Annotated in this window: 16 protein-coding genes; 15 read left to right on the top strand and 1 reads right to left on the bottom strand. The window is 64.4% G+C overall.

The window, feature by feature from the left end; all coding sequences use genetic code 11:
- Positions 1 to 52 precede the first annotated feature (52 nt).
- Entirely contained in the window at positions 53 to 1339 is a 1287-nt protein-coding gene (locus CSQ87_RS03875; RefSeq protein WP_100512571.1) for a citrate synthase, read from the top strand.
- A gap of 1161 nt (positions 1340 to 2500) precedes the next feature.
- On the opposite strand, the gene dapD is transcribed toward CSQ87_RS03875, so the two are convergent.
- Positions 2501 to 3484 carry a 2,3,4,5-tetrahydropyridine-2,6-dicarboxylate N-succinyltransferase gene (gene dapD, locus CSQ87_RS03870; protein WP_100512570.1) on the bottom strand — a complete coding sequence of 328 codons (984 nt, stop codon included), beginning with the start codon at positions 3482 to 3484 and terminating at the stop codon, positions 2501 to 2503.
- 473 nt (positions 3485 to 3957) lie between these two features.
- On the opposite strand from dapD, the gene prfB reads away from it, so the two are divergent.
- The 14 genes from prfB to CSQ87_RS03800 all read left to right on the top strand — a co-directional run bounded on the left by prfB (position 3958) and on the right by CSQ87_RS03800 (position 23233).
- Positions 3958 to 5088: a peptide chain release factor 2 gene (prfB, locus tag CSQ87_RS03865; RefSeq protein ID WP_100512569.1), complete on the top strand. Its 1131-nt coding sequence runs from the start codon at positions 3958 to 3960 to the stop codon at positions 5086 to 5088.
- A 63-nt stretch (positions 5089 to 5151) separates the two neighbouring features.
- A complete protein-coding gene (ftsE, locus tag CSQ87_RS11280; protein WP_423734770.1) occupies positions 5152 to 6768 on the top strand; it encodes a cell division ATP-binding protein FtsE in 1617 nt (538 codons plus the stop codon).
- Complete coding sequence (gene ftsX / locus CSQ87_RS03855) at positions 6765 to 7688, top strand: permease-like cell division protein FtsX (protein ID WP_100512568.1); 924 nt, start codon at positions 6765 to 6767, stop codon at positions 7686 to 7688. Before ftsE ends, ftsX begins: the two co-directional genes overlap by 4 nt.
- A 106-nt stretch (positions 7689 to 7794) precedes the next feature.
- Positions 7795 to 9279, top strand: coding sequence for a CHAP domain-containing protein (locus CSQ87_RS03850; RefSeq protein WP_100512566.1), 1485 nt, complete (start codon positions 7795 to 7797; stop codon positions 9277 to 9279).
- 172 nt (positions 9280 to 9451) lie between these two features.
- On the top strand, positions 9452 to 9952 hold the full coding sequence (gene smpB / locus CSQ87_RS03845; protein WP_100512565.1) for an SsrA-binding protein SmpB: 501 nt from the start codon (positions 9452 to 9454) through the stop codon (positions 9950 to 9952).
- 180 nt (positions 9953 to 10132) lie between these two features.
- The gene (locus tag CSQ87_RS03840) at positions 10133 to 11020 is read left to right on the top strand and encodes an ABC transporter substrate-binding protein (protein ID WP_240541870.1); all 888 of its coding nucleotides are present in this window, start codon (positions 10133 to 10135) and stop codon (positions 11018 to 11020) included.
- A gap of 318 nt (positions 11021 to 11338) precedes the next feature.
- On the top strand, positions 11339 to 12283 hold the full coding sequence (locus CSQ87_RS03835) for an ABC transporter substrate-binding protein (RefSeq protein ID WP_100512563.1): 945 nt from the start codon (positions 11339 to 11341) through the stop codon (positions 12281 to 12283).
- Between the two features lie 181 nt (positions 12284 to 12464).
- Positions 12465 to 13463: an amino acid ABC transporter permease gene (locus CSQ87_RS03830; protein ID WP_100512562.1), complete on the top strand. Its 999-nt coding sequence runs from the start codon at positions 12465 to 12467 to the stop codon at positions 13461 to 13463.
- A gap of 21 nt (positions 13464 to 13484) precedes the next feature.
- Positions 13485 to 14303, top strand: coding sequence for an amino acid ABC transporter ATP-binding protein (locus CSQ87_RS03825; protein ID WP_100512561.1), 819 nt, complete (start codon positions 13485 to 13487; stop codon positions 14301 to 14303).
- Between the two features lie 465 nt (positions 14304 to 14768).
- Positions 14769 to 16661: a glutamine--fructose-6-phosphate transaminase (isomerizing) gene (gene glmS / locus CSQ87_RS03820; RefSeq protein WP_100512560.1), complete on the top strand. Its 1893-nt coding sequence runs from the start codon at positions 14769 to 14771 to the stop codon at positions 16659 to 16661.
- A gap of 185 nt (positions 16662 to 16846) precedes the next feature.
- A complete protein-coding gene (locus CSQ87_RS03815; RefSeq protein WP_133122340.1) occupies positions 16847 to 19459 on the top strand; it encodes a glycoside hydrolase in 2613 nt (870 codons plus the stop codon).
- Between the two features lie 145 nt (positions 19460 to 19604).
- Entirely contained in the window at positions 19605 to 20432 is an 828-nt protein-coding gene (locus CSQ87_RS03810; protein ID WP_100512558.1) for a pseudouridine synthase, read from the top strand.
- Positions 20433 to 20704: 272 nt separating this feature from the next.
- The gene (gene gndA, locus CSQ87_RS03805) at positions 20705 to 22159 is read left to right on the top strand and encodes an NADP-dependent phosphogluconate dehydrogenase (RefSeq protein WP_100512712.1); all 1455 of its coding nucleotides are present in this window, start codon (positions 20705 to 20707) and stop codon (positions 22157 to 22159) included.
- A gap of 537 nt (positions 22160 to 22696) precedes the next feature.
- Complete coding sequence (locus CSQ87_RS03800) at positions 22697 to 23233, top strand: heme-binding protein (RefSeq protein ID WP_165776730.1); 537 nt, start codon at positions 22697 to 22699, stop codon at positions 23231 to 23233.
- Positions 23234 to 23626 lie beyond the last annotated feature (393 nt).

Raw genomic sequence — 23626 nt, 5'->3', positions numbered from 1 at the left:
TTCGGCTACGCCATAGAGCGATACGCCACGTAGCGATATTGAGGGAGGGAATATGGCAACAGCAAGGCTGGAGGTGGAATCCACCGCCTATGACCTGCCGGTAGTGAAGGCGACCAGCGGTCCCGACGGCATCGTGGTCTCGAAGCTGCGCAACGACGGATGGGTCACGCTCGACCCGGGATTCCTCACCACGGCACAGTGCGAATCCAAGATCACGTTCATCGACGGCAACAATTCGGTGCTGCGCTACCGAGGCTACCCGATCCAGCAGCTGTGCGAGCACTCGAACTTCCTCGAAGTGGCATGGCTGCTCCAGCACGGCGAACTGCCGAACTCCGAACAGTACACGAAATTCCGTGACGGCATCCTGCGCCGCACCGTGATCGGCGAGGACTTCCGCACGTTCCTCGGCTCGTTCCCGCGCAACGCCCACCCCATGAGCGTGCTCGCCTCTGCGGTGAACGCGCTCGCCGCCTACCATCCCGATACGGTCGACATCGATGATCCCGAGCAGCTCGACGCCGCCGCCGCGAACATCATGGCCAAGGTGCGCACCATCGTCTCGCATATCTGGCGCCGCCGCCGCGACGAGCCGATGCTGTATCCGGATTATCTGCGCGGCTACGTGGACGACTTCCTGCGCATGAGCTTCGCGGTGCCCTACACGCAGTTCGAATCCGACCCGCTGATGGTCGACGCGCTCGACAAGCTGCTGATCATCCACGCCGACCACGAGCAGAACTGCTCCACGTCGGTGGTGCGCATCGCCGGATCCGCCCACGCGAACCTGTATTCCGCCGTGGCCGCCGGCATCAACGCACTGTCCGGGCCGCTGCATGGCGGCGCAAACGAGGCCGTGCTGCGTCAGCTGGAGACGATCCGCGATTCGGGCAAGTCCGTGCGCGAGTTCGTCGAGGACGCCAAGCGCGAGGGCCACCGCATCTCCGGTCTCGGCCACCGCGTGTACAAGTCGTACGATCCGCGTGCGGCCATCGCCAAGAAGTATCTCAAGCAGATCATGGAGCTGCGCGGCGACGCGTTCTCGGGAGAGCGCGCCCTGCTCAACGTGGCGCTCGAACTGGAGGACATCGCCCTGCACGACGACTACTTCGTCTCGCGGCAGCTCTACCCGAACGTGGACTTCTACACGGGACTGATCTACCGGGCCATCGGCTTCGACAAGGCCATGTTCACCACCCTGTTCGCCCTCGGCCGCATCCCCGGCTGGATCGCCCAGTACCGGGAGATGCTCGCCGATCCGGCCACCAAGATCGGCCGCCCCCGTCAGGTCTACACCGGCGAGCCCGAACGCAACTACGTCCCCATCGACAAGCGCTAGCATCTCGTATTCCGTCGGTCGGTCCGATGGAATCGACCGCGAAATCGAGTTTTTGCGCTGTGCTCCATCGGATATCGCCGGTTTCCGATGGAGCACAGCGCATATTGGGTGTTTTCGCAACGCAATCCATCGGTCGTCGAGATGGCGAAGTTTGAAAACCGCATGATTTCAGGGATCCTGAAAACCGGGAGATCGCATTTCGATGGATTGGGCTGCAAAATCGGTGGTTTTGCGTTCCGATCCATCGAATATCGACGGTTTTTGATGGATCAGAGAGGGAAATCGGATTTTTGCGTTCCGATCCATCGGGCGACCTCCAGCGAGACCTGCGTGTTCGGCTACCCAGTAGGCAGCGGCGAAGAATGCCTGTCGCTGAGCCGTTGGGCTGGAGATGGGATGGGGCGTATGGTGCTCGGGATCCCTCATCAGTCGGCTCACGCCGCCAGCTTCCCCCAAAGGGGGAAGCCAATATTCCAGATTCCGGCATCTTCGGGTTCAGCATTGTCGGGCTGGAGATGGAATGGTGCGGTGTCCGACCGTAGGCTAGGAGCCAGCTTGCTGGCTCCGGGGCCGAACATCCTCTTTATTTCGGTCGCTTTATCTCGACTTGGCACTGAGCAACCGGGAGATTGGGATAGGTGTTGCTCGACCGTAAGCTAGCGGCCGGCTCGCCGGACGCGTGGCCGAAGAATGCCTGTTACTGAATCGTCGGGCCGGAGATGGGGAGGTGCGGTGTCCGACCGTAGGCTAGGAGCCAGCTCGCTGGCTCCGGGGCCGAACGGCCTTGAGTGTGTCGGACGCCGCACCTCCCCATCGACCCCGCAGATCCCAGTCGACCACGTAGTCAACTAGGCAAGTCTGCCCACATTGTTCTCATAAGAAGCAGACCGGGATGGTTCGGTAACGTGTGTGTCATCAAGGCGCGGGAAGTGAAGGCGTACGGATGGTACGTCGAACTTCCCGTAACACCGATGACACTCCGTTACCGAACCATCAGTTCTTGTGCAGGGCGGCGTTGAATTCGATGCCGGTCTTGCGCGTGCGGGCCTCGATCGCACCAGCCGAGCCGTGAAGCGGGCAGTCCGGTGGACTGCCCGTAGGCGAGGGGAGCGGCCGCCGAGGCCGCGCACGGTTACCGGTGCTATGAGGCCCCGAGTCGCCTCAGTTTTTGTGCAATGCGGCGTTGAGTTCGATGCCCGTTTTGCGGGTGCGGGCCTCGATAGCACCGGTAACGGAGTTGCGGATGAACAGGATGTTGTTCTTGCCGCTGAGGTCCTTGCCTTTGACGGTGTCGAGGGGCTGCCCGGCGGCGACCTTGGCCTTGTCGTAGATGGTGACCTTGGTGCCGGCGGTTACGTAGAGGCCCGCCTCCACGACGCAGTTGTCGCCCAGGGAGATGCCGATGCCGGCGTTGGCGCCGAGCAGGCTGTGCTCGCCGATGGAGTTGCGCAGCTTGCCGCCGCCGGAGAGCGTGCCCATGATGGAGGCGCCGCCGCCGACGTCGGAGTTGTTGCCGACGACGACGCCCTGCGAGACGCGGCCTTCGATCATGGAGGTGCCGAGCGTACCGGCGTTGAAGTTGACGAAGCCGGCGTGCATGACGGTGGTGCCTTCGGCGAGGTGGGCGCCCAGTCGCACGCGGTCGGCGTCGCCGATGCGCACGCCGGAGGGGACGACGTAGTCGATCATGCGCGGGAACTTGTCGACGGAGAGCACGTTGATGTCGGGGGTGGGCACGTGGGAGCCTGCCGCGGCCTTGAGGACGTCGAGCTTGCGCAGGGCGAAGTCCTGCACGGCGAACGGGCCGTAGTTGGTCCACACCACGTTGGCGAGCTTGCCGAAGATGCCGTCGAGGTTCAGGGTGTTCGGCTTGGCCAGGCGCATGCTCATCAGGTGCAGGCGCAGGTAGGCGTCGGCGGCGTCGACGATCGGCTCGTCGAGGTGGGAGACAGTGAACACCGGGATGCGGCGCACGCCGCGGGCGTCGGGCTCGATGTGCTCGAGTACGCCGAAGTCATGCGTCGGACGGTAGGCGTCGGCCGGCGCCTCTCCCAGGGTCAGACTCGGATACCAGACGTCCAGGGTGGTGCCGGCGGCGTCGACGCTGGACAGTCCCCAGCCCCACGCGGTGCGAGACTCAGTCATTTTCGGACTCCTTCGATAGAGGGTATTGGGTCGCGCAGATGCGCGAATCCCGCCAAAATCCCACCATACATGGCCGCGGGGAAACTCTCAGAGCGTATTCCACGCCGTGTTTGTAGAGGGGAACCGGGTACAATGTCCGCTTGTGAATGAATACCGGAATGAACGCGAGGCCCGAGAGCGCCGACGCGGCACCATCGCGAGGGTGGTGTGCGTCGTCGCGGTCGTCGGCATGCTCGCTACCATGGTCGTTCCGGCCATCTACGGCGGTTTTTGACGCCTATCCATACCCTCTCGCCCCGATCGATCGGTTGGTCGTGCGATTCCCGTGACCGTAGCGGCGGGACGCCCGGCAGTCTGATCGGTCCTGTTCGAACGGCTCCGTCCGAACGGCGGTGCCGTACCCAGATAACCCATACGATGACGGTATCAATCCGACGGTAGCAATCCGGTACAGCAAACTAAGGTGAACAACGATGGCAGAATTTGATTTTTCGCAAGGTATCGAGGAACTGCGTTCCAAATACGACACGATCGCCAAGGCGGTGGATCTCGACGCGCTGCGCGGCCAGATCGCCGATCTGGAGAAGGAGGCCAGCGCCCCCGGTCTGTGGGATGATCCCGAGAACGCGCAGAAGGTGACGAGCCGACTGTCCGCGGCCGAGGCCCAGCTCAAGCGCATCACCTCCGCGGGCGGTCGCATCGACGACGTGGAGACGCTGGTGGAGCTCGGTCGTGAGGAGAACGATCAGGACACGCTTGACGAGGCGGAGGCCGAGATCAAGAGCGTGCATCAGGCGCTGGCCGACATCGAGATCCAGACGCTGCTGGACGGCGAGTACGACGAGCGTTCCGCGGTGGTGACGATCCGTTCCGGCGCGGGCGGCGTGGATGCGGCCGACTGGGCGCAGATCCTGCTGCGCATGTACCTGCGCTGGGCCGAGCGCCACGGCTACAAGGCCAAGGTGATGGACACGTCCTACGCGGAGGAGGCCGGCATCAAGTCCGCCACCTTCCAGGTGGACGCCCCCTACGCCTACGGTCGCCTCTCCGTCGAGGGCGGCACGCATCGTCTGGTGCGCATCTCGCCGTTCGACAACCAGGGCCGCCGTCAGACCAGCTTCGCCGCCGTCGAGGTGGTGCCGCTGGTCGAGGCCACCGATCACATCGACGTGCCCGACACCGACATCCGCGTGGACACCTACTGCTCCTCCGGCCCCGGCGGCCAGGGCGTGAACACCACGTACTCCGCGGTGCGCATCACCCACCTTCCCACCGGCATCGTGGTGACCATGCAGGACGAGCGCTCGCAGATCCAGAACCGCGCCGCCGCCATGGCCGTGCTGCAGTCCCGACTGCTGGTGCTGCGCCGCGAGGAGGAGGCCAAGAAGAAGAAGGAGCTCGCCGGCGACATCAAGGCCAGCTGGGGCGATCAGATGCGCTCCTACGTGCTGCATCCGTACCAGATGGTGAAGGATCTGCGCACCGGATACGAGACCTCGCAGACGCAGGCCGTGTTCGACGGCGACATCGACGCGTTCATCGACGCCGGCATCCGCTGGCGTCACCAGCAGCGCCGCGAGGCGCAGGCCGAAGCCGAAGCGTAAGCCGGGATCTTGTCCGATCGGAGCATCCGGTCGGACATCGGTGTAGGAAGGACGAATACGACAATGGCATTGATCGCTCTTGACGACGTCACCAAGATCTATCCGAGAGGCTCCCGCCCGGCGCTGGACGATGTCTCGCTGAGCATCGATCGCGGGGAGTTCGTGTTTCTGGTGGGCGCCTCCGGTTCCGGCAAGACCACCCTGCTGAGTCTGCTGCTGCATGAGGAGCAGGCCACGGAGGGTGAGATCCGCGTGGCCGGCAACGATCTGCGACGGCTGTCCAACCGGCAGGTGCCGCAGTACCGTCGGTCCATCGGCTTCGTGTTCCAGGACTACAAGCTGCTGGCCAACAAGACGGTGTGGCAGAACGTGGCGTTCGCGCTGGAGGTGATCGGCACCCGTCGCTCCACGATCAAGACGCTGGTGCCGCAGGTGCTGCAGACCGTGGGTCTGACCGGCAAGGAGGATCGTCTGCCGCATGAGCTGTCCGGCGGCGAGGCGCAGCGCGTGGCGATCGCCCGCGCCTACGTGAACCATCCGCAGATCCTGCTGGCCGACGAGCCGACCGGCAACCTCGACCCCACCACTTCGGTGGGCATCATGGAGGTGCTGGAGGCCATCAACCGTACCGGCACCACGATCGTGATGGCCACGCATAACGAGGAGATCGTCAATTCGATGCGCAAGCGCGTGGTCGAGCTGCATAACGGTCGGATCGTGCGTGACGAGCAGGGCGGCGTCTACGATTCCGCCGTCTACTTCCCGGATGCCGAGGTGGAGGCCCGTGCCCAGCAGGCGCTGCGCATGGGGCAGGACGGTGCCGCCTCCGCCGGCGCCGCTTCCGGAATCGCCGGCAAACCCGTGATCGAAGCCGCTTCCGTGGCGAATGCGGCGGTGAACGGGGGAGACGACCGTGGTGCGGCCGCCGCCGTGGCCGCCGCGGCGCAGGCGGTGAACGCCTCCGTCACCGGTGATCCCGGCATCGCGCGTCTGGCCAATTCCGTGCATTCGGGCCGTACCGGCCGCTACGGCGAGGCGTTCGCCCCCGTGGAGACCACGCTGACCTGGGGCAAGGGCATTTCCCCGGAGGGTATCGAGGAGCGGCGGAGCAACCGGACCGCGGAAACCTCGGCCATGCAGTCGGACTCCGCCGAGCAGACGGAACGGTCCGGTCAGACGGGACAGACCGGACAGATGGGACAGATCGGAAATCCGGATCAGTCCGCATCGGCCACCGTGGATCCCAATGAACGGTTCAAGCCCCATCGGGCAGTCGAAACGACTGCCACAGAGACCACCGCGGCCAATACCGGTCAGTCCGTCCGGTCCGGTCAGACCACACAGACCGGTCAGTCCGGTCAGTCCGGACAATCCGGACAATCCGATCAGTCTGATCAGACCACACAGTCCGTCCGGTCCGATCAGACCGATTCGCGTCCGGCCGCCGAACCGCCGGCCCCGCAGTCGTCCGGCGAGGCGCTGCCGGTTCCGCCGGCCCCGCCTGCGCCTCCCGCCCCGCCCGCGCCGCCGGCGCATGGCGGGCACGCTGCCGAGCACGAGTCCGGCGCCGATGATCATTCGGTCGATCATTCGACCGACCGGTCAGCTGAACAGTCCGCTGAGCAGACCGGCGAACAGACCAAGACCAACACGACCGAAGATAAGGAGGAGCAGCGATGAGACTGCGGTTCGTACTGTCCGAGACCTGGACGAGCATCAAGCGCAACGGGTCGATGATCCTGTCGGTCATGCTCGTCACCTTCATCTCCTTCGTGTTCATCGGGGCGTCCGTGCTCATGCAGGCGCAGATCACCAAGGCCAAGGGCACCTGGTACGACAAGGTGGAGGTCGTGGTGTGGCTGTGCCCGGACGGCACCAGCCAGTCGGCCAACTGCGCCAGCGGCAAGGCGCCGACCACCGACGAGATCATGGACATCCAGAACACGATCAAAGACGAGCTGCCCAACGACGTCTCGAAGATCACCTACGTGAGCAAGCAGCAGTTCTTCGACGACACGTTCAGCAAGCAGTATCCCGGCGGCGTGTATCAGGGCCGTACGCTCACGGCCGATGACATGCAGGACTCCCTGAGACTCAAGCTCACCAACCCGGAGAAGTACCAGCAGGTCTCCGAGGTGCTTTCCGGCAAGAAGGGCGTGGAGGAGGTCGAGGACCAGCGGCAGATCTTCGATCCGGTGTTCGCGATCCTCAACCGGGCCACGGCGGTGACCGTGGTGCTGGCCGCGGTGATGATCGTCGTGGCGATCATGCTCACCGGTACGACGATCCGCATGTCGGCCGCGTCGCGCAAGAACGAAACCGAGATCATGCGGCTGGTGGGAGCGTCCAACTGGACGATCCAGCTGCCGTTCATCCTCGAGGGCGCGATCGCCTCGCTGATCGGCAGCATTCTGGCCTGCGCGGCGCTGAGCGGCATCGTCGAGGTGTTCGTCACCGGATGGCTGGCGAAGACGGTGACGTGGATGCCGTTCGTCAATCAGGCCACCGTGCTGCTCATGTCGCCGGCGCTGGTCGCCGGAGCCGTCGTGCTGTCGATGATCGCCTCGCTGTTCTCGCTGCACCGCTATCTCAAGGCGTGATTTCGCTCACATCGCCACGGGCCGCTTCAGTCCGTGGCGATTTTCCGTCGGGGCCCACAGACTCGTGTGTTAAGGTGGGCCGCACTGATACTTGGAGGATGAACACATGATTGCGTTACGCAAAAGCAAGATGATTCTGGGGGTCGTCTCCTGCCTGGCGTTGACCGCGTCCATGGCCGTGGCGGCCGTGTCGGCTCCGGCGGATCAGGCCCAGGCCGTGCCCTCGTACAGCGATCTGGCGGCGAGCAAGGCCAAGAAGGCCGATCTGGAAAGCCAGCTCGCCGGTGTGAAGTCCGATCTGGCCGACAAGATCGTCGAACTCAACGATCTGACCACCAACCAGATCCCGGCCGCGGAGAAGGCGGCCGAGCAGGCCCAGAACGAGGCCGAACAGGCCCAGCAGGAGGCCGAGGCGGCCGCCTCGCGTCTCGAGGCCGCCCAGAAGGACAAGTCCGATCTCGAACAGAAGATCAAGGAGACCGGCGAGGACTACGACGACGCGCATGCCGCGGTCGCGCAGGTGGCCCGTGACAGCTTCCACGGCTCCAACGCCACCGACACCATGAGCATGGTGACCGGTGCGAAGAACACCAACGACTTCATCGAGTCGATGCAGTCCTCGGCCGCGGTCACCCGCTCCGAGAACGCGGCGGCCAGCGACGCGGCCTCCGCCAAGAGCACGCAGATGAACCGCAAGGACCGTCTGGCGGCCATCGAAAAGCAGATCGCCTCGCTCAAGGCACAGGCCGAGACCAATGCGGCGAACGCCAAGCAGGCGGCCAGCGACGCGCAGGCCAAGACCGCCGAGCTCAACGCCCTGCGCGACAAGGGCAACCAGCAGCGCGCGTATCTGGAATCCCAGCAGAGCCAGCTCACCTCGGCCTCGGCCAAGGAAGCCGCGCAGATCGTGATGATGCAGTCGCAGATCGACGCCTACAACCAGCAGCTCGCCGCGCAGCGCGCCAAGCTGAGCGCCAGCCAGCAGATCAGCGCGACCGGCGGCAGCCAGGGCAGCACGCGTCCCTCGTCCGGCAGCTCGAACACGGCGGCCTCGTCGGGTGGATCTTCCTCGGGTGGTTCCTCGTCCGGCGGCAGTTCGTCGGGCTCGTCGTCGGGTGGCTCGTCATCCGGCTCCTCGTCCGGCTCGTCCTCGGTCAACAGCGGTGCCACCGCCTCGGGCATGAACTACTCCGTGCCCGGCAACTGCCCGCAGGGCTCCTCCTACTGCTACGGACACTCCACCGGCAACGTGGGCAACGCCTATCCGTGGAGCCAGTGCACCTGGTGGGCCTACATCCGTCGCGGCCAGCTGAGTCTGCCGGTCGGCTCCTACCTCGGCAACGGTCAGGACTGGGGCAATTCGGCCCGCAGCCTCGGCTATCTGGTGAACAACACGCCGCACGTCGGCGCCGTGATGGTGTTCCGCGCCGGTCAGGACGGCCACAGCCCGATCTACGGCCATGTCGCGATCGTGGAACGCATCAACTCCGACGGTTCGATTCTGGTCTCCGAAAGCGGTTCGATCTGGCAGGGCGGCGTCCACTGGGACACCCTGTACGACGCCCCCGACCACCAGTACGTCCACTACTGATCGATCGGCTGCCGAATCGGCTGCTGAATCGGCTGCGTAAAACCCCGAAATCCGGAATCTACGGTGCCTTATGGTCGTTATCCAAGCGAAAAACGACCATAAGGCACCGTATATTTGTCACAGCAGAGGATCACAACAGAAGATCACAACAGAAGAGAGAAAGGAGGCCCGTATGGCAGCCAAGCAGACGAAGCAGGACAAGCGCGAGCAGGGAACGAAGCCCATCGCGGTGAATCGCAGGGCCCGTCACGACTATGAGATCGAGGACCGGCTTGAGGCCGGCATCGTCCTGTCGGGCACGGAAGTGAAGTCATTGCGCGAGGGCCACGCCTCGCTGGCCGAGGCGTTCGTCTCCATCGACCGACGCGGCGAGATCTGGCTCGAGAACGCCAACATCCCCGAATACCTCAACGGCACCTGGACGAACCACGCGCCCAAGCGCAAGCGCAAGCTGCTGCTGCACGCCCAGCAGATCGACAAGCTGGCGCGTCAGACCGAAGCCAAGGGCTATACGATCATTCCGCTCAGCCTGTATTTCAAGGACGGCCGGGTGAAGGCGGAGATCGCGCTGGCCCGAGGCAAGCGTGAATACGACAAGCGTCAGGCGCTGCGCGAGGCCCAGGACAAGCGCGAGGCCCAGCGCGTGATGCGCCTGCGCAACCTGCGGCACTGATCCGGCGGGGCGGGCGTCCGGCATGTGCGGCACTGACGTTCGGCACATGACGCCGGCCCTCGTCCGGCACGAACGTCTCGGCACAGGCCCCGTATTCCGCCACGCCGCTTTGGCTGGTTGCGTGGAAACACATTCTGGTTACCATAGGCACCTATGAGAAGAGTGAAATCCTTGGCGGCCATGGCCTTGACAATTCTGCTTGCCGCACCTTTGGCGGGGTGCGGAACCACCGACAGCACCGGGGTCGATCCGGACATCGCCCGAAGCTACGACGTCTCGTCCGTCACCAAGGACGAGAAGATCGCCGCGATGCTGCCCGAGTCGATCACCAAGGACGGCAAGTTCACCGTCGGCGTGAACGTCACCTACGCGCCCGCCGAGTTCCTGGCGGCCGACGGCAAGACCCCGGTCGGCTACGAGATCGACCTCGACCGGGCGCTGGCCAAGCTGTTCGGCCTCGAGCTCGACGTGCAGAACGCCACCTTCGATTCGATCATCCCCGCCGTGGGCTCCAAGTACGACGTCGGCATCTCCGGATTCACCGTGAACAAGGAACGCATCGAGGCCGTGGACTTCGTCACCTACGCGAAGGCCGGCCTCACCTTCGCCGTGCGCAAGGGCAACCCCACGCATGCGAACACCACCGATCTGTGCGGCCGGCGCATCGCCGTGCAGGTGGGCACGGTCGGCGAGACCGAGATGTACAAGGCACAGGACGAGTGCAAGGCCAAGGGTGCCAAGGCCATCGAACTGCTGCCGTACCGCAACCAGAGCGACGTGACCACCGCCGTGGTGGCCGGCAGGGTCGAGATGTTCTACGCCGACACCCCGGTGACCGGTTACGCGGTGGCGCAGACCGACGGCCAGCTGCAGGTGCTCGGTGAGAACGAGGGCGTGCAGCCGATGGGCGTAGCCATCCGCAAGGGCGACGAGGCCACGGTGAAGGCGATGACCGCGGCGATCGAGAAGCTCATGGCGGACGGCACCTACGAGGGCATCATGAAGGCTTGGGGCGTCGAAGGCGCGATGATCGACAAGCCCGAGGTCAACCCCGACACCGAGGCGTAGCGGCGTCGTCCGGCCATCCCCGTCGGCGGGACGGGGTGTGCTGCGGGTCTGACGGGTCATGTTGGAGCACTTCGCTCCCGCTGGCGGGAGCTGGCCGCCGTAAGGCTGACTGAGGGGTGGTCGAGCCTTGCATGACGGCCGCACCCTCGATCTTTCGGTTCCCGCCATGTGCGATGTGCGGCTTCTCCGTCTCCTCCGTCTCCCACCGTCCACGGAATTTTGGCTGGGCCGTCCAAAATATTTGGTTGGTAACGCGTTCGTGACATTGCGCTCTTACTTTCAAAAGCGGATTAGGAACAATCCTGAGAGGAAGATCCCATGTCATTCACGACTCGCATCAAGGCGCTCGCCGCGGCCTCCATCGCCGCCGCCACGCTGTTCTCCATGGCCGCCTGCGGCACTTCCGATTCCGCCGACACCTCCAGCTCCGACGGTTCGTCGAAGTCGTCGAGCACCCAGGGCTTCGACACCAGCTCGATCAAGAAGGACGACGAGCTGGCCGCCCTGCTGCCCGACTCCGTCAAGAGCGACGGCGTGCTCAAGGTCGGCACTGACACCTCGTACGCCCCGGCCGAATTCCTCGCCGAGGACGGCAAGACCCCCGTCGGCTTCGACGTCGACCTCACCAAGGCGCTGGCCGCCGAATTCGGTCTCAAGCCCGAAACCGTCACCGCCACCTTCGACTCGATCATCCCGTCGGTCGGCTCCAAGTACGACATCGGCATCTCCTCGTTCACCGTCACCAAGGAACGTCTTGAGGCCGTCGACTTCGTCACCTACCTCAAGGCCGGCTCCACCTTCGTGGTGAAGAAGGGCAACCCGTCGAAGATCGACAGCTCCGACCTGTGCGGCAAGAAGGTGGCCGTGCAGACCGGCACCACGCAGGAGGAGGAGATCAACAAGGCCAACGACGCGTGCAAGGCCGCCGGCAAGAGCAGCATCGACATCCAGTCCTCCAAGCTGCAGACCGACGTGACCACCGCCGTCGCCTCCGGCAAGGCCGACATCTTCTACGCCGACACCCCGGTGGCCGGCTACGCGATCAAGCAGACCGGCGACACGCTTGAGGCCCTCGGCGAGGACGTCGGCGTGACCCCCGAGGCCGTGGCGATCAAGAAGGGCGACACCAAGACCGCCGAAGCCGTGCAGAAGGCCGTCCAGAAGCTCATGGACGACGGCACCTACAAGAAGATCCTCGACACCTGGGGCGTCTCCTCCGGCGCCATCGACAAGGCCGAGATCAATCCCGCGGTCGAATCCTGATTCCGTCTCGTTTCCGGGAGCTGGATCGCACCCATTACGGAATATCGTCATCCAAGACACCGCCCTTGCGGTAGTGTCTTGGATGACTCCGTTGTAACGGCATAGACAGCAACGGCACGGCACGGTCGGCAAACGACCGGTGCCGGCGCCGATCAGTACAGAGAGAAGAAAGATCACGCTTATGGCAGCCAAGACAACCAAGGACGGGGAAGGACTGAACATCCCCAACAGGATCAACGCATTGCCGGTCAAACGGCCCGGCCCGGTGGTGGCCGGCGTCATCGTCGCGTTCCTGGCGGTCATGCTGGTCTACGGCATGGTGACCAACGAACGGTTCGAATGGGACGTGGTGTGGAAGTACCTGTTCAACGAGAACGTGCTCGCCGGCATCGGCTGGACCCTGTGGATCACCGTGCTGTCCATGGTCATCGCCATCGTGCTGGCCGTGCTGCTCGCCGTGATGCGCAAGTCCATCAATCCGGTGCTGCGCGGCGTGAGCTGGTTCTTCATCTGGTTCTTCCGCGGAACCCCTGTGTACACCCAGCTGGTGTTCTGGGGCCTGTTCTCTGTGCTGGTGCCGAAGCTCGGCCTCGGCATCCCGTTCACCTCCATCGAATTCTGGTCGGTGGACTCGCAGAACGTGGTCACCGCGTTCCGCGCCGCCGTCATCGGTCTGGCGCTCAACGAGGCCGCCTATCTTTCCGAGATCGTGCGCGCCGGTCTTGAGGCCGTCGATCCCGGTCAGGCCGAGGCCGCCGAAGCGCTCGGCATGCGTCGTTCCCTGATCATGCGCCGCATCATCCTGCCGCAGGCCATGCGCATCATCATCCCGCCCACCGGCAACGAGACCATCGGCATGCTCAAGACCACGTCCCTGGTGCTGGCCGTGCCGTTCACGCTCGACCTGCAGTTCGCCACCAACGCCATCGCCAACCGCATCTACAAGCCGATCCCGCTGCTTATCGTGGCTTGCTTCTGGTATCTGCTCATCACCTCGATCCTCATGGTGCTTCAGTCCCGCCTCGAAAAGTACTTCGGCAAGGGCTTCGACGCCCGACCGGCCGACGCCAAGGGCAAGCGTGCGCCGTACGACCCGAAGTATCCGGGCAAGTCCGAGGGCGAGCCCAAGGACGACGTGAACAAGATGAATCAGGCCACCTTCACCGGGCTGACCGCATAAGGCAGGGGAGAGAATACGATCATGACCGAAAACACCAACGTCAATGCCGGCACCGCCTCGCAAGCCACGACCGTTCCGGCGGTCAAGGCCACTCAGGTGCACAAGGCCTTCGGCTCGCTGCACGTGCTCAAGGGCGTGGACCTCACCGTCATGCCCGGCACCGTCACCGTGATCCTCGGCCCCTCCGGCTCCGGAAAATCCACGTTCCTCAGGCTCATCAACCAGCTGGAGACCCTCACCGGCGGCAGCATCGAGGTCGACGGCGAGATGATCGGCTACAAGGAGGTCGACAAGGGCGGGCAGAAAGTGCTCCAGACCCTCGACGACAAGGAAGTGGCCCGCCAGCGCTCCAAGCTCGGCATGGTGTTCCAGCGCTTCAACCTGTTCCCGCACATGACCGCGCTCGAGAACGTGATGGAAGCCCCCGTGCATGTGAAGCACGAAAGCAAGTCGAAGGCCCGCGAGGAGGCCGTCAAGGAACTGCAGCGCGTAGGCCTCGGCGAGCGTCTCGACTACTATCCCTCGCAGCTTTCCGGCGGTCAGCAGCAGCGCGTGGCCATCGCCCGTGCGCTCGCCATGCACCCCGACATCATGCTGTTCGACGAGCCGACCTCCGCACTGGACCCGGAGCTCGTGGGCGAGGTGCTGAACGTGATGCGCTCGCTGGCCGACGCCGGCATGACGATGATCTGCGTGACGCACGAGATCGGATTCGCCCGCGAGGTGGCCGACCAGATCGTGTTCATGGACGGCGGCGTCGTCGTGGAGAAGGGCGGCCCCGAAATCATCGATCACCCCACCGAGCCGCGCTTCAAGGACTTCCTCCAGCACGTGCTGTAATCGGCTGTGAGCGGCTGTGGTTGCTGTAATCGGCTGTGAGCGCCGGGCGGCCGGATGCTGCTTTTCTATGTGGCGGGCGCCGGGCGGTTTGGAGGAGGCTTCGCCAAGGTCACCTCATCAGCCGGCCTGCGGCCGCCAGCTTCCCCTCAAGGGGAAGCCCATATCGCTTCAAGCGACAGGCGGCGGCATGCGTTGCTCGATCGTAGGCAGCGTAGAGGTTTGCTACGCTGTGCGAGCAAACCTCGGAGCGAGGCCGAACGGCCCTGAGTGTATCGAGTGACGTATGCCGTTGCCTGTCGCGTCCCTAGCCGCGGCCGAACGGCCCTGAGTGTATCGGAAGGCACATGCCGCAGGCCGCTCTCAGCGAAGCGCAGACACTCTGTGACGTCCACCTTGTATAGGTTCGGCCAAGGTGGGCGTTTTGCTTGGGGCATAGGCAACATTCGTCTCATACACTAGGGTTCCATGTGTGGAATCGTTGGATATGCAGGAAACATCGCAACGGCGTGCGGCAAGCCCCTCGAGGTCTGCCTTCAGGGCCTGAAGCGACTGGAATATCGTGGTTATGATTCGGCCGGCGTGGCATTGACGGCACCCGGCATGGATCACGTGGAGGTCCGCAAGAAGGCGGGCCGTCTCTCCAATCTCATCGAGGACATCGAGCGCAAGCCTATGCCGCTGGCGACGGTGGGCATCGGTCACACCCGCTGGGCCACCAATGGCGTGCCGAGCGACGTGAACGCCCATCCTCACACCAGCATGGACGGCAAGGTCGCCATCATCCATAACGGCATCATCGAGAACGCCTCGCAGCTGCGTCTCGATCTGCAGGCGGAGGGCTACCGGTTCTCGTCGAACACCGACACCGAGGTGGCCGCCAAGCTGCTCGGCAAGATCGTCGACACGATCATCGCCGACGAGGGCAAGCCGGATCTGTTCCGCGCGGTCCGTCGTCTGGCCCGTATGCTCGAGGGTGCGTTCACGATCCTCGCCACCGACTGCCGTCAGCCGGACATCATCGTCGGCGCCCGTCATGACTCCCCGCTGGTTGTCGGTCTCGGCGAGGGGGAGAACTTCCTCGGCTCCGACGTGGCCGCGTTCGTGGCCTACACCAAGAAGGCGATGGAGATCGATCAGGATCAGGCCGTGTGCGTGTCGGCCGACAAGGTGATCGTCACCGACTTCAACGGCAACGTCGTCGAGGATCCGAAGACCTACACCGTGGACTGGGATGCCTCCGCGGCCGAAAAGGGCGGCTGGGATTCGTTCATGGACAAGGAGATCCACGAGGATCCGGCTGCCGTGCAGCGTACCCTGCTCGGCCGGTTCGACAAGAACGGCGATCTGAACCTCGATGAGGTGCATATCGACGAGCATGATTTCAAGGCCATCGACAAGATCATCGTGATCGCCTGCGGCACGGCCAGCTACGCCGGTCTGGTGGCCAAGTACGCGATCGAGCACTGGGTGCGCATCCCGGTGGAGGTGGAGCTGGCTCACGAGTTCCGTTACCGTGACCCGATCCTCACCCCGCGTACGCTGGTCGTGGCGATCTCGCAGTCCGGCGAGACCATGGACACGCTGATGGCGCTGCGTCACGCCCGCGAACAGGGTTCGAAGGTGCTGGCCATCTGCAATACGCAGGGCGCCTCCATTCCGCGTGAATCCGACGCGGTGCTGTACACGCACGCCGGCCCGGAGGTGGCCGTGGCCTCCACGAAGGCGTTCGTGGCGCAGATCACCGCCGCCTACGTGCTGGGCCTGTATCTCGCGCAGATCAAGGGCACGATGTTCCGCGACGAGATCCATCAGATCCTCGCCAGCCTCAAGGACATGCCGCGCAAGATCCAGTGGGTGCTCGACACCCAGGCCGAGACGATCAGCAAGGCCGCCAGGAACATGGTGAACGCGAACTCGTTCCTGTTCCTCGGTCGTCACGTCGGCTACCCGGTGGCGCTTGAGGGCGCGCTGAAGCTCAAGGAGATCGCCTACACGTTCACCGAGGGCTTCGCGGCCGGCGAGCTCAAGCACGGCCCGATCGCGCTGGTGGACGAGGGTGAGCCGGTGGTGTTCATCGTGCCGCCGGAACGCGGCCGCAACGTGCTGCACGCCAAGGTGATCTCCGGCATCGAGGAGGTCAAGGCCCGCGGCGCGTACATCATCGCCGTGGCCGAGGAGGGCGACAAGGACGTGGAGCATTACGCCGACGTCGTGTTCTGGCGTCCGAAGTGCCCGACGCTGATGAGCCCGCTGGTGGATGTGGTGCCGCTGCAGCTGTTCGCCATGGACATGGCCAAGCTGAAGAACTACGACGTGGACAAGCCGCGCAACCTCGCCAAGTCCGTCACCGTGGAGTAGACGGCATTGTGGAGTAATGTCACCGTGGAGTAGCGTCACCGCGGAGTAGCGTCCGCGTTTATACCGTCATCCGCATTCGCACTGCGCAAATCGTCGCCGAGACCCCCTGTTTCCGACGGTTTCAGCAGCGCGAATGCGGATTTCGCGTATTTCGGCAGTGTTTTCGGCGGATTATATTGGGCGGTATGGGGCATGATGAACAGGGATTGGGGCGTCTGGGACGCACGCTGGCGGCGCTGATCGCCGTGGTGGCGATGTGCGTCAGCGGGGGACTGGTCCTCATCGCGGTCAGCTCCACATCCGCCGCCTTCAACGAAGGGGCCACGGTGATCACGCCGAATCCGTGGCTGCGCAACGGCCCGTTCGAAGGCTGGGGCACCTCTCTGGCATGGTTCGCCAACGCGACCGGCCGCTACGGCGAGGAGGGGTCCATCGTCAACAGGGACGAGGTCAGTCCGCAGGCCTATCGCAAGGCGCTCGCCTACGGCCGTGATCTGCGGGAGCAACTCTACGAGAGTCTGTTCGGCGCCGACGGCCTCGACCTCAACATGACCCGGTACAACATCGGCGGGGGCAACGCCTCCGACGTGGCCTACGGGTATCCGTTCATGCGGCAGGGCGGCGCCGTGCCCGGCTACTGGGCGCCCGATCCGGACGGGTCGAAGGGCCTGTACGCGGACTCCCGCGGCCGTGTGACCACCCGGCAGAAAGATCGGAAGCGCCTCGATGCCGCCTACGATCCCGATGCCGACGAATCCTACGTATGGGGTGCCCGATCCCGTGGCACCAAGGCCGCACAGGCCGTGCAGGCGCAGGAATGGTGGTTGAAACATGCCGTGGAGCGCGGCGACGTGACGCATATCGAGGCGTTCGCGAACTCAGCGCCGTGGTTCATGACCGAAAGCGGCTACGTCACCGGAGGATTCGACTCCCGCGCCGACAATCTCAGGGATCCGGAGAAGTTCGCCCGCTACGTGGCCGAGGTGGTGCGGCATCTCGACGGACTGCGCACGGCGAACGGCCGGCGGGTCGTGATCGATACGGTCGATCCGCTCAACGAATCCGAAACCGCGAACTGGGGCACGTCCGGCACGTTCGCCGCCGACGGTTCGCTGCCCGCCGCCGACCGGTCGCTGATCGACCGGTACTGGCGCCGGTACTATGCCGGTGAGTCCAAGGCTGCCGGCGCTTCCAAGGAGATCACCCCGTATCGCACCGGCATGAAGAAGGTGCAGGAGGGCATGCACGTCGACGTCGGGCATCAGCGGCAGGTCATCGCCGCGTTCGACGAAGCCCTGCATGAGAAGGGGCTTGACAACGTCCGGATTTCGGCGACGGACGCGACCGGCGCCTGGGATTTCGTCGGATCATTGTCCCGGTACACCTCGGCCGACAAGGCGCGGGTCGGGCAGTACAACACGCACAGCTACACCGGTTCCGCCGGGCAGCTGGCCGCGCGACTGATGGCGCAGGGCGACGGCAGGACGCTGTCGATGAGCGAGGTGGACGGCAACTGGCAGTCCGGCGGCTTCGACCCGTACGGCTTCGCCAACGCGCTGGGATTCGCCGGCAAGATCAACGCCGACATCACCCGTCTGCAATCGCAGGACTTCACCTTGTGGCAGGCCGTGGAGGACCTGTACAACATGTCGTCGTCGGACCGTGATCTCAACGGCAATCCGGCCGATCCGGAAGGCGAGAACCTCAACTGGGGGACCGTCTTCGTGGATTTCGACTGCGTGGTCGCCGGGCCCGACGGACGCCTGTATTCCGAACGGGCCGTGCACGACAACGGCGGTCGCACGTCCGGCATCCGTCCCTGCACGGTGACGGCCAACACCAAGTATCTCGCCCTGCGCGCATACACGACATTCGTGCGTGAAGGGGACGTCGTGATCGCCAACGACGACGCCGACGACTCCCTGACTGCCCAGTCGCCGGACGGGCATACGCTCACCGTCGTCCACCGCAACGACAGTGCGCTGCCGCAGACCGTGGCGATCGATCTGTCGAAGTTCGGCCGGATCGACGACGATGCCCGCGGTAGCCTGTACGTCACGTCCGCGACGGGCCGGCCGCTGCTCTCCGGCAGGGGAGGCGCGGCCGCCGAGGCGACGATCGCGCGGATGAACCGGTACAGCAACGTGCCGCGGGGGTCCGTCCGCATCAACCGACGGACCATGACCGCGCGGGTCACGATTCCGGGCAAGTCGATCGCCGACATCCGGATCTCCGGGGTATCGGGGGTCTCCGACCGGGCCGTCGGCGTGGAAAGCGGTGGGACGTATCGGATCACGGACGAGTCCGGTGCGCGCTCGCTGGCCGGAGCCGACGGGTCCGATGGTGGTGCTGATGGTGGGACTGCCGGTGCCGCCGGTACGGTGTCGCTGGGAGAGCCCGGCGGGGCCGGTCAGGCCGATCTGTGGAGGATGACCGCCGTCGGCGTCGCCGATACGGCGCGCCCCACGCTGCGCGAGTATGTGATCGTCAACGCCGCGGGGGAGGTACTGGTGGCGTCCGGTGCCGGCTCTGGTGGTTCCGGCTCCGGCTCTGGTGGTTCCGGCGGGGGCGGTGACTCCGGGGACGATTCGGGCGGCTACCGGCTGTCGTTGCGGCAGGAGACGCTGGCGCAGGCCCGGCGGGACCGGGCCGCCATCTGGATCGTCAACAGCGAGGACGGCGAACGGTGGGAGCTCGCCAACGCCGCCGCCCACCGGTATCTTGACGTCGATGCCTCCGATGCGCCCACCTTCGCCGACGATCACGCCTCCATCGTGCGATTCCAGCGCATGGGTTGACCGTCACGCGGGCCGATTACACGGGCCGATTACGCGGACCGGGTGGTACGCGGGCGGACTGGTGATCACACGGACCGGGCTGATGATCACACGAATCGGGTGGTACTCGGGCCGACGGTCACGCGGTTGTGGCACGGTTCTTGGTATGAGTGAGCAAAGCCGTGGGGCGGGATCGCAGCCGCAGTCGTCGAGGCGACACCGCTGGGTGGTCGAGGAGCCGGAGATTCCGTTCGACTTCGAGGTGCTGTATGAGGACGAGCGGATCGTCGTGATCGACAAGCCACATTTCCTGCCCACCACGCCGCGCGGCATGTGGTATCGGTCCACGGCGCTGATCCGACTGCGGGAGCGTTTCGGTGAGCCGCAGATCACGCCGGCGCATCGGCTCGACCGCGACACCGCCGGCGTGGTGGTGTTCGTGCGCGAACCGTCGGCGCGCGGGGCCTACCAGATGCTGTTTCAGGAGCGGCGTACGACGAAGACCTACGAATGCCTGGCCCCATGCCGGCCGGCTGTGCGGCCGCGGTTCGGCACGGTCACGGCGTTGGATCCGCCTCGTGTGTTCCCGTTGCTGCGTCGGTCGCGGATCGTCAAGGACCGGGGGATTCTGCAGGCCTATGAGGAGCCGGGGGAGGTGAACGCCGAGACCGTGATCGAACTGGGTTCCGGTGGTCGAATCGCCGCCGGGGGAGTAGCCGCCGGGAGAGTAGCCGCCGGGGGGATCGGCCGCGTTCGCCATCCGTTCCGCACCTATGTGCTGCATCCGCGGACCGGCAAGACCCATCAGCTGCGCGTGCATATGAACTCGTTGGGACTGCCGATCGTGGGTGATCCGATGTACCCGCAGGTCGTCGAGCGCGCCTACGACGATTTCTCATGTCCACTGCAGCTGGTGGCCCGTTCGCTGGAGTTCATCGATCCCTTTTCCGGCGATCTGCGCCGTTTCGAGTCGCGGATTCCTCTGGAAGGTTAGTCGAATATCGGCACCTGTCGAGTTTTGTGGCTTTCCATGACGAGACCGGGCAAAAAACGGCGGAATCAGGTGCCGGAAGCAGCGATTTCGCCGGTGTCTTCATGAGCAAAGCCACAAAACTCGGGGGTGTGGGTGGTCCATGACGCGAAATCGCGATTATGGACATGGAAAAGTACTCTTATTAAGATGAATGGTATAATCTAATCGCGCATGAGACATCGTGCTCACGAGGCGGTGCGAAGACCGCCCGAACGTTCTATCGAAAGGCAATGATGAGCGAAGCACAAGCCAATATCGGTGTTGTAGGTCTTGCTGCGATGGGAGCGAGTCTGGCTCGCAACCTCGCGCACAAGGGCAACACGGTGGCCGTTTACAATCGTCACTACTCCCGTACCGAGACGCTGATCAACGAACATGGCGACGAAGGCAAGTTCGTGCCCGCCAAGACGCTGGAGGAGTTCGTCGCCTCCCTGACCAAGCCGCGCACCGCCATCATCATGGTCAAGGCCGGCGAACCCACCGACGAGATGATCAACGCGCTCGCCGATCTCATGGAGCCCGGCGACATCATCGTCGACTGCGGCAACGCCTACTACAAGGACACCATGCGCCGCGAGAAGGCCATCCGTGCCCGCGGCCTGCACTTCGTCGGCTGCGGCGTCTCCGGCGGTGAGGAAGGCGCCCTCAAGGGCCCGTCCATGATGCCTGGCGGCACCGAGGAATCCTGGAAGACCCTCGGTCCGATCCTCGAAAGCATTTCCGCCAAGGCCGAAGGCGAGCCGTGCGTCACTCACATCGGCTCCGACGGCGCCGGCCACTTCGTGAAGATGGTGCACAACGGCATCGAATACTCCGACATGCAGCTCATCGCCGAAAGCTATGACCTCATGCGTCGCGGCCTTGGCATGGAGCCGGCCGAGATCGGCGACCTGTTCGAGGAGTGGAACAAGACCGAACTGAACTCCTACCTCATCGAGATCACCGCCGAGGTGCTCCACCATGTGGACAAGAAGACCGGCAAGCCGTTCATCGACGTGGTGCTCGACCACGCCGGCATGAAGGGCACCGGCACCTGGACCGTGCAGACCGCCCTGTCGCTGGGCGTGCCGGTGACCGGCATCGCCGAGGCCGTGTTCGCCCGTGGCCTCTCCTCCCAGACCGAGCTGCGCGCCGAAGCCGCCAAGCAGGGCCTTGAGGGACCGTCCGAAGTGGTGCCGATGCCGCTCGAGGAGCGTCAGGCGTTCATCAACGACATCCGCGAGGCGCTGTACGCCTCCAAGATCGTCGCCTACGCTCAGGGCTTCAACGAGATCTCCGAAGCCGCCAAGGAGTACGGTTGGAACATCGATCTCGCCGCCGTGGCCCGCATCTGGCGTGGCGGCTGCATCATCCGCGCCCAGTTCCTCAACCGCATCTCCGAGGCGTTCGAATCCGGCGAGGCCAATGTGTCGTTGCTGTTTGCCCCGTACTTCAAGGATGCCGTCGAGACCGTGCAGCGTTCGTGGCGCCGCGTGATCTCCCGCGCCATCAGCTTCGGCATCCCGATGCCGGTGTTCTCCAGCTCGCTGGCCTACTACGACGGTCTGCGCTCGAAGCGCCTGCCCGCCGCCCTGATCCAGGGCCAGCGCGACCTCTTCGGCGCCCACACCTACCAGCGCGTCGACGAGCCCGGCGTATTCCACACGTTGTGGACCGAACCGGGCCAGGAGGAGATCAAGCAGGCTTGATCTCCGGATGGTAGCTGACAGTCCGGTGGACTGTCAGCTAGGTTCGGTGCGTAGGGATTTTCCTACGAAAATCCCGGAGCCGGAAAGACGCTGGCTCTTGCGTGCAAGAGCCAGTCTGTAATTGCTGGATCGGAGCCGGGTCAGGAAGAGATCAAGCAGGCTTGATCTCTTCCTGATGGTGAACAGTCCGGTGGACTGTTCACCAGGCTCCGTGCGTAGGGATTTTCTACAAAATCCCGGAGCTGGTAAAGCGAGGCCTCTCGGCCACGAGAGGCCTTCCTTAATTGCCGGTCCCGAACCGGCCCATAATTGATCCGGACCTTGGGATCGGAGCAAAAGCTGGTCCTTAATCGTCGGACCCGAACCGGGTTGGAGCCGGCCGTCGCTCGACCGTGTTTTTGGCTTCCCCCGTCGCGGGGGAAGCTGGCGGCCTCAGGCCGACTGATGAGGGTGCTTCAACGAAGCTGCATCGCTTCATCACCTCACTCATATTCCCACCGCATACTCATAACCATGCCAAACAAAGGAGTTGACATCATGACCACTACCACGACCGCCACAAACGCTGCGTCTCCGAATCCCTACGGCGAACTGGCGAAGACGCTGCTTGAGCAGGAACGACTGCTGCAGGTCGAACGGTTCGACGACCGTGACGCGTGGGCGCTTGGCGGAACCGTCGTGAACCATATCTTCGAAACCGGCATCGATCTGGGTACGAGCATCTTCCGTCCGAACGGCACGGTGATGTTCCGGTATCTGTCCAAGGGCGCCGGCATGGGCAACATCGAATGGATGCGGCGCAAGTTCAACACCATCGCCGCGACCGGTCACTGCTCGCTGTACACATGGGCGTGCTGGCAGCGTGACGGCGAAGGCGGTGAGTACGCCGATCTTGCCGCGCATAACGACTATGCGGTGTGTGGCGGCGGATTCCCGCTGATGACTGCCGACGGTGATCTGCTGGCCGTGCTCACGGTCTCCGCGCTGCCCCATCAGAAGGACCACGCCTTCCTGACCGAATGCCTCGCCGCATGGAAGAACGTGGAGATCCCGCGAGCTACCATCATCGGCTGATTGATTGGCACGATACGGTATGCGTGATCGGGTGGGGCGACTTCGGTTACGCATACCGTGCTCCCGCTGGCGGGAGCTGGACGCCTTAGGCGGACTGAGGGTGGCCGAAAACGACGTATGTGGCTTTCCCAAAGGTAAGCTGGGGGCCATCTACGGGCTTGTCTTGCCTGTGTGGATTTGCCTTACGACATACGTCTTCTGCTCCCGCTGGCGGGAGCTGGACGCCGCAGGCGGACTGAGGGTGGTCAAAAGACGCACGTGGTTTTCCCCAAGGGGAAGCTGGGGCCATCTACGGGCTTGTCTTGCCTGTGTGAATTTGCCTTACGACATACGTCTTCTGCTCCCGCTGGCGGGAGCTGGACGCCGCAGGCGGACTGAGGGTGGTCAAAAGAC

It is taken from the genome of Bifidobacterium simiarum (genome assembly GCF_002802905.1).
Taxonomy (GTDB): Bacteria; Actinomycetota; Actinomycetes; order Actinomycetales; family Bifidobacteriaceae; genus Galliscardovia; species Galliscardovia simiarum.
This window is presented reverse-complemented; position numbering and strand designations above follow the sequence as displayed.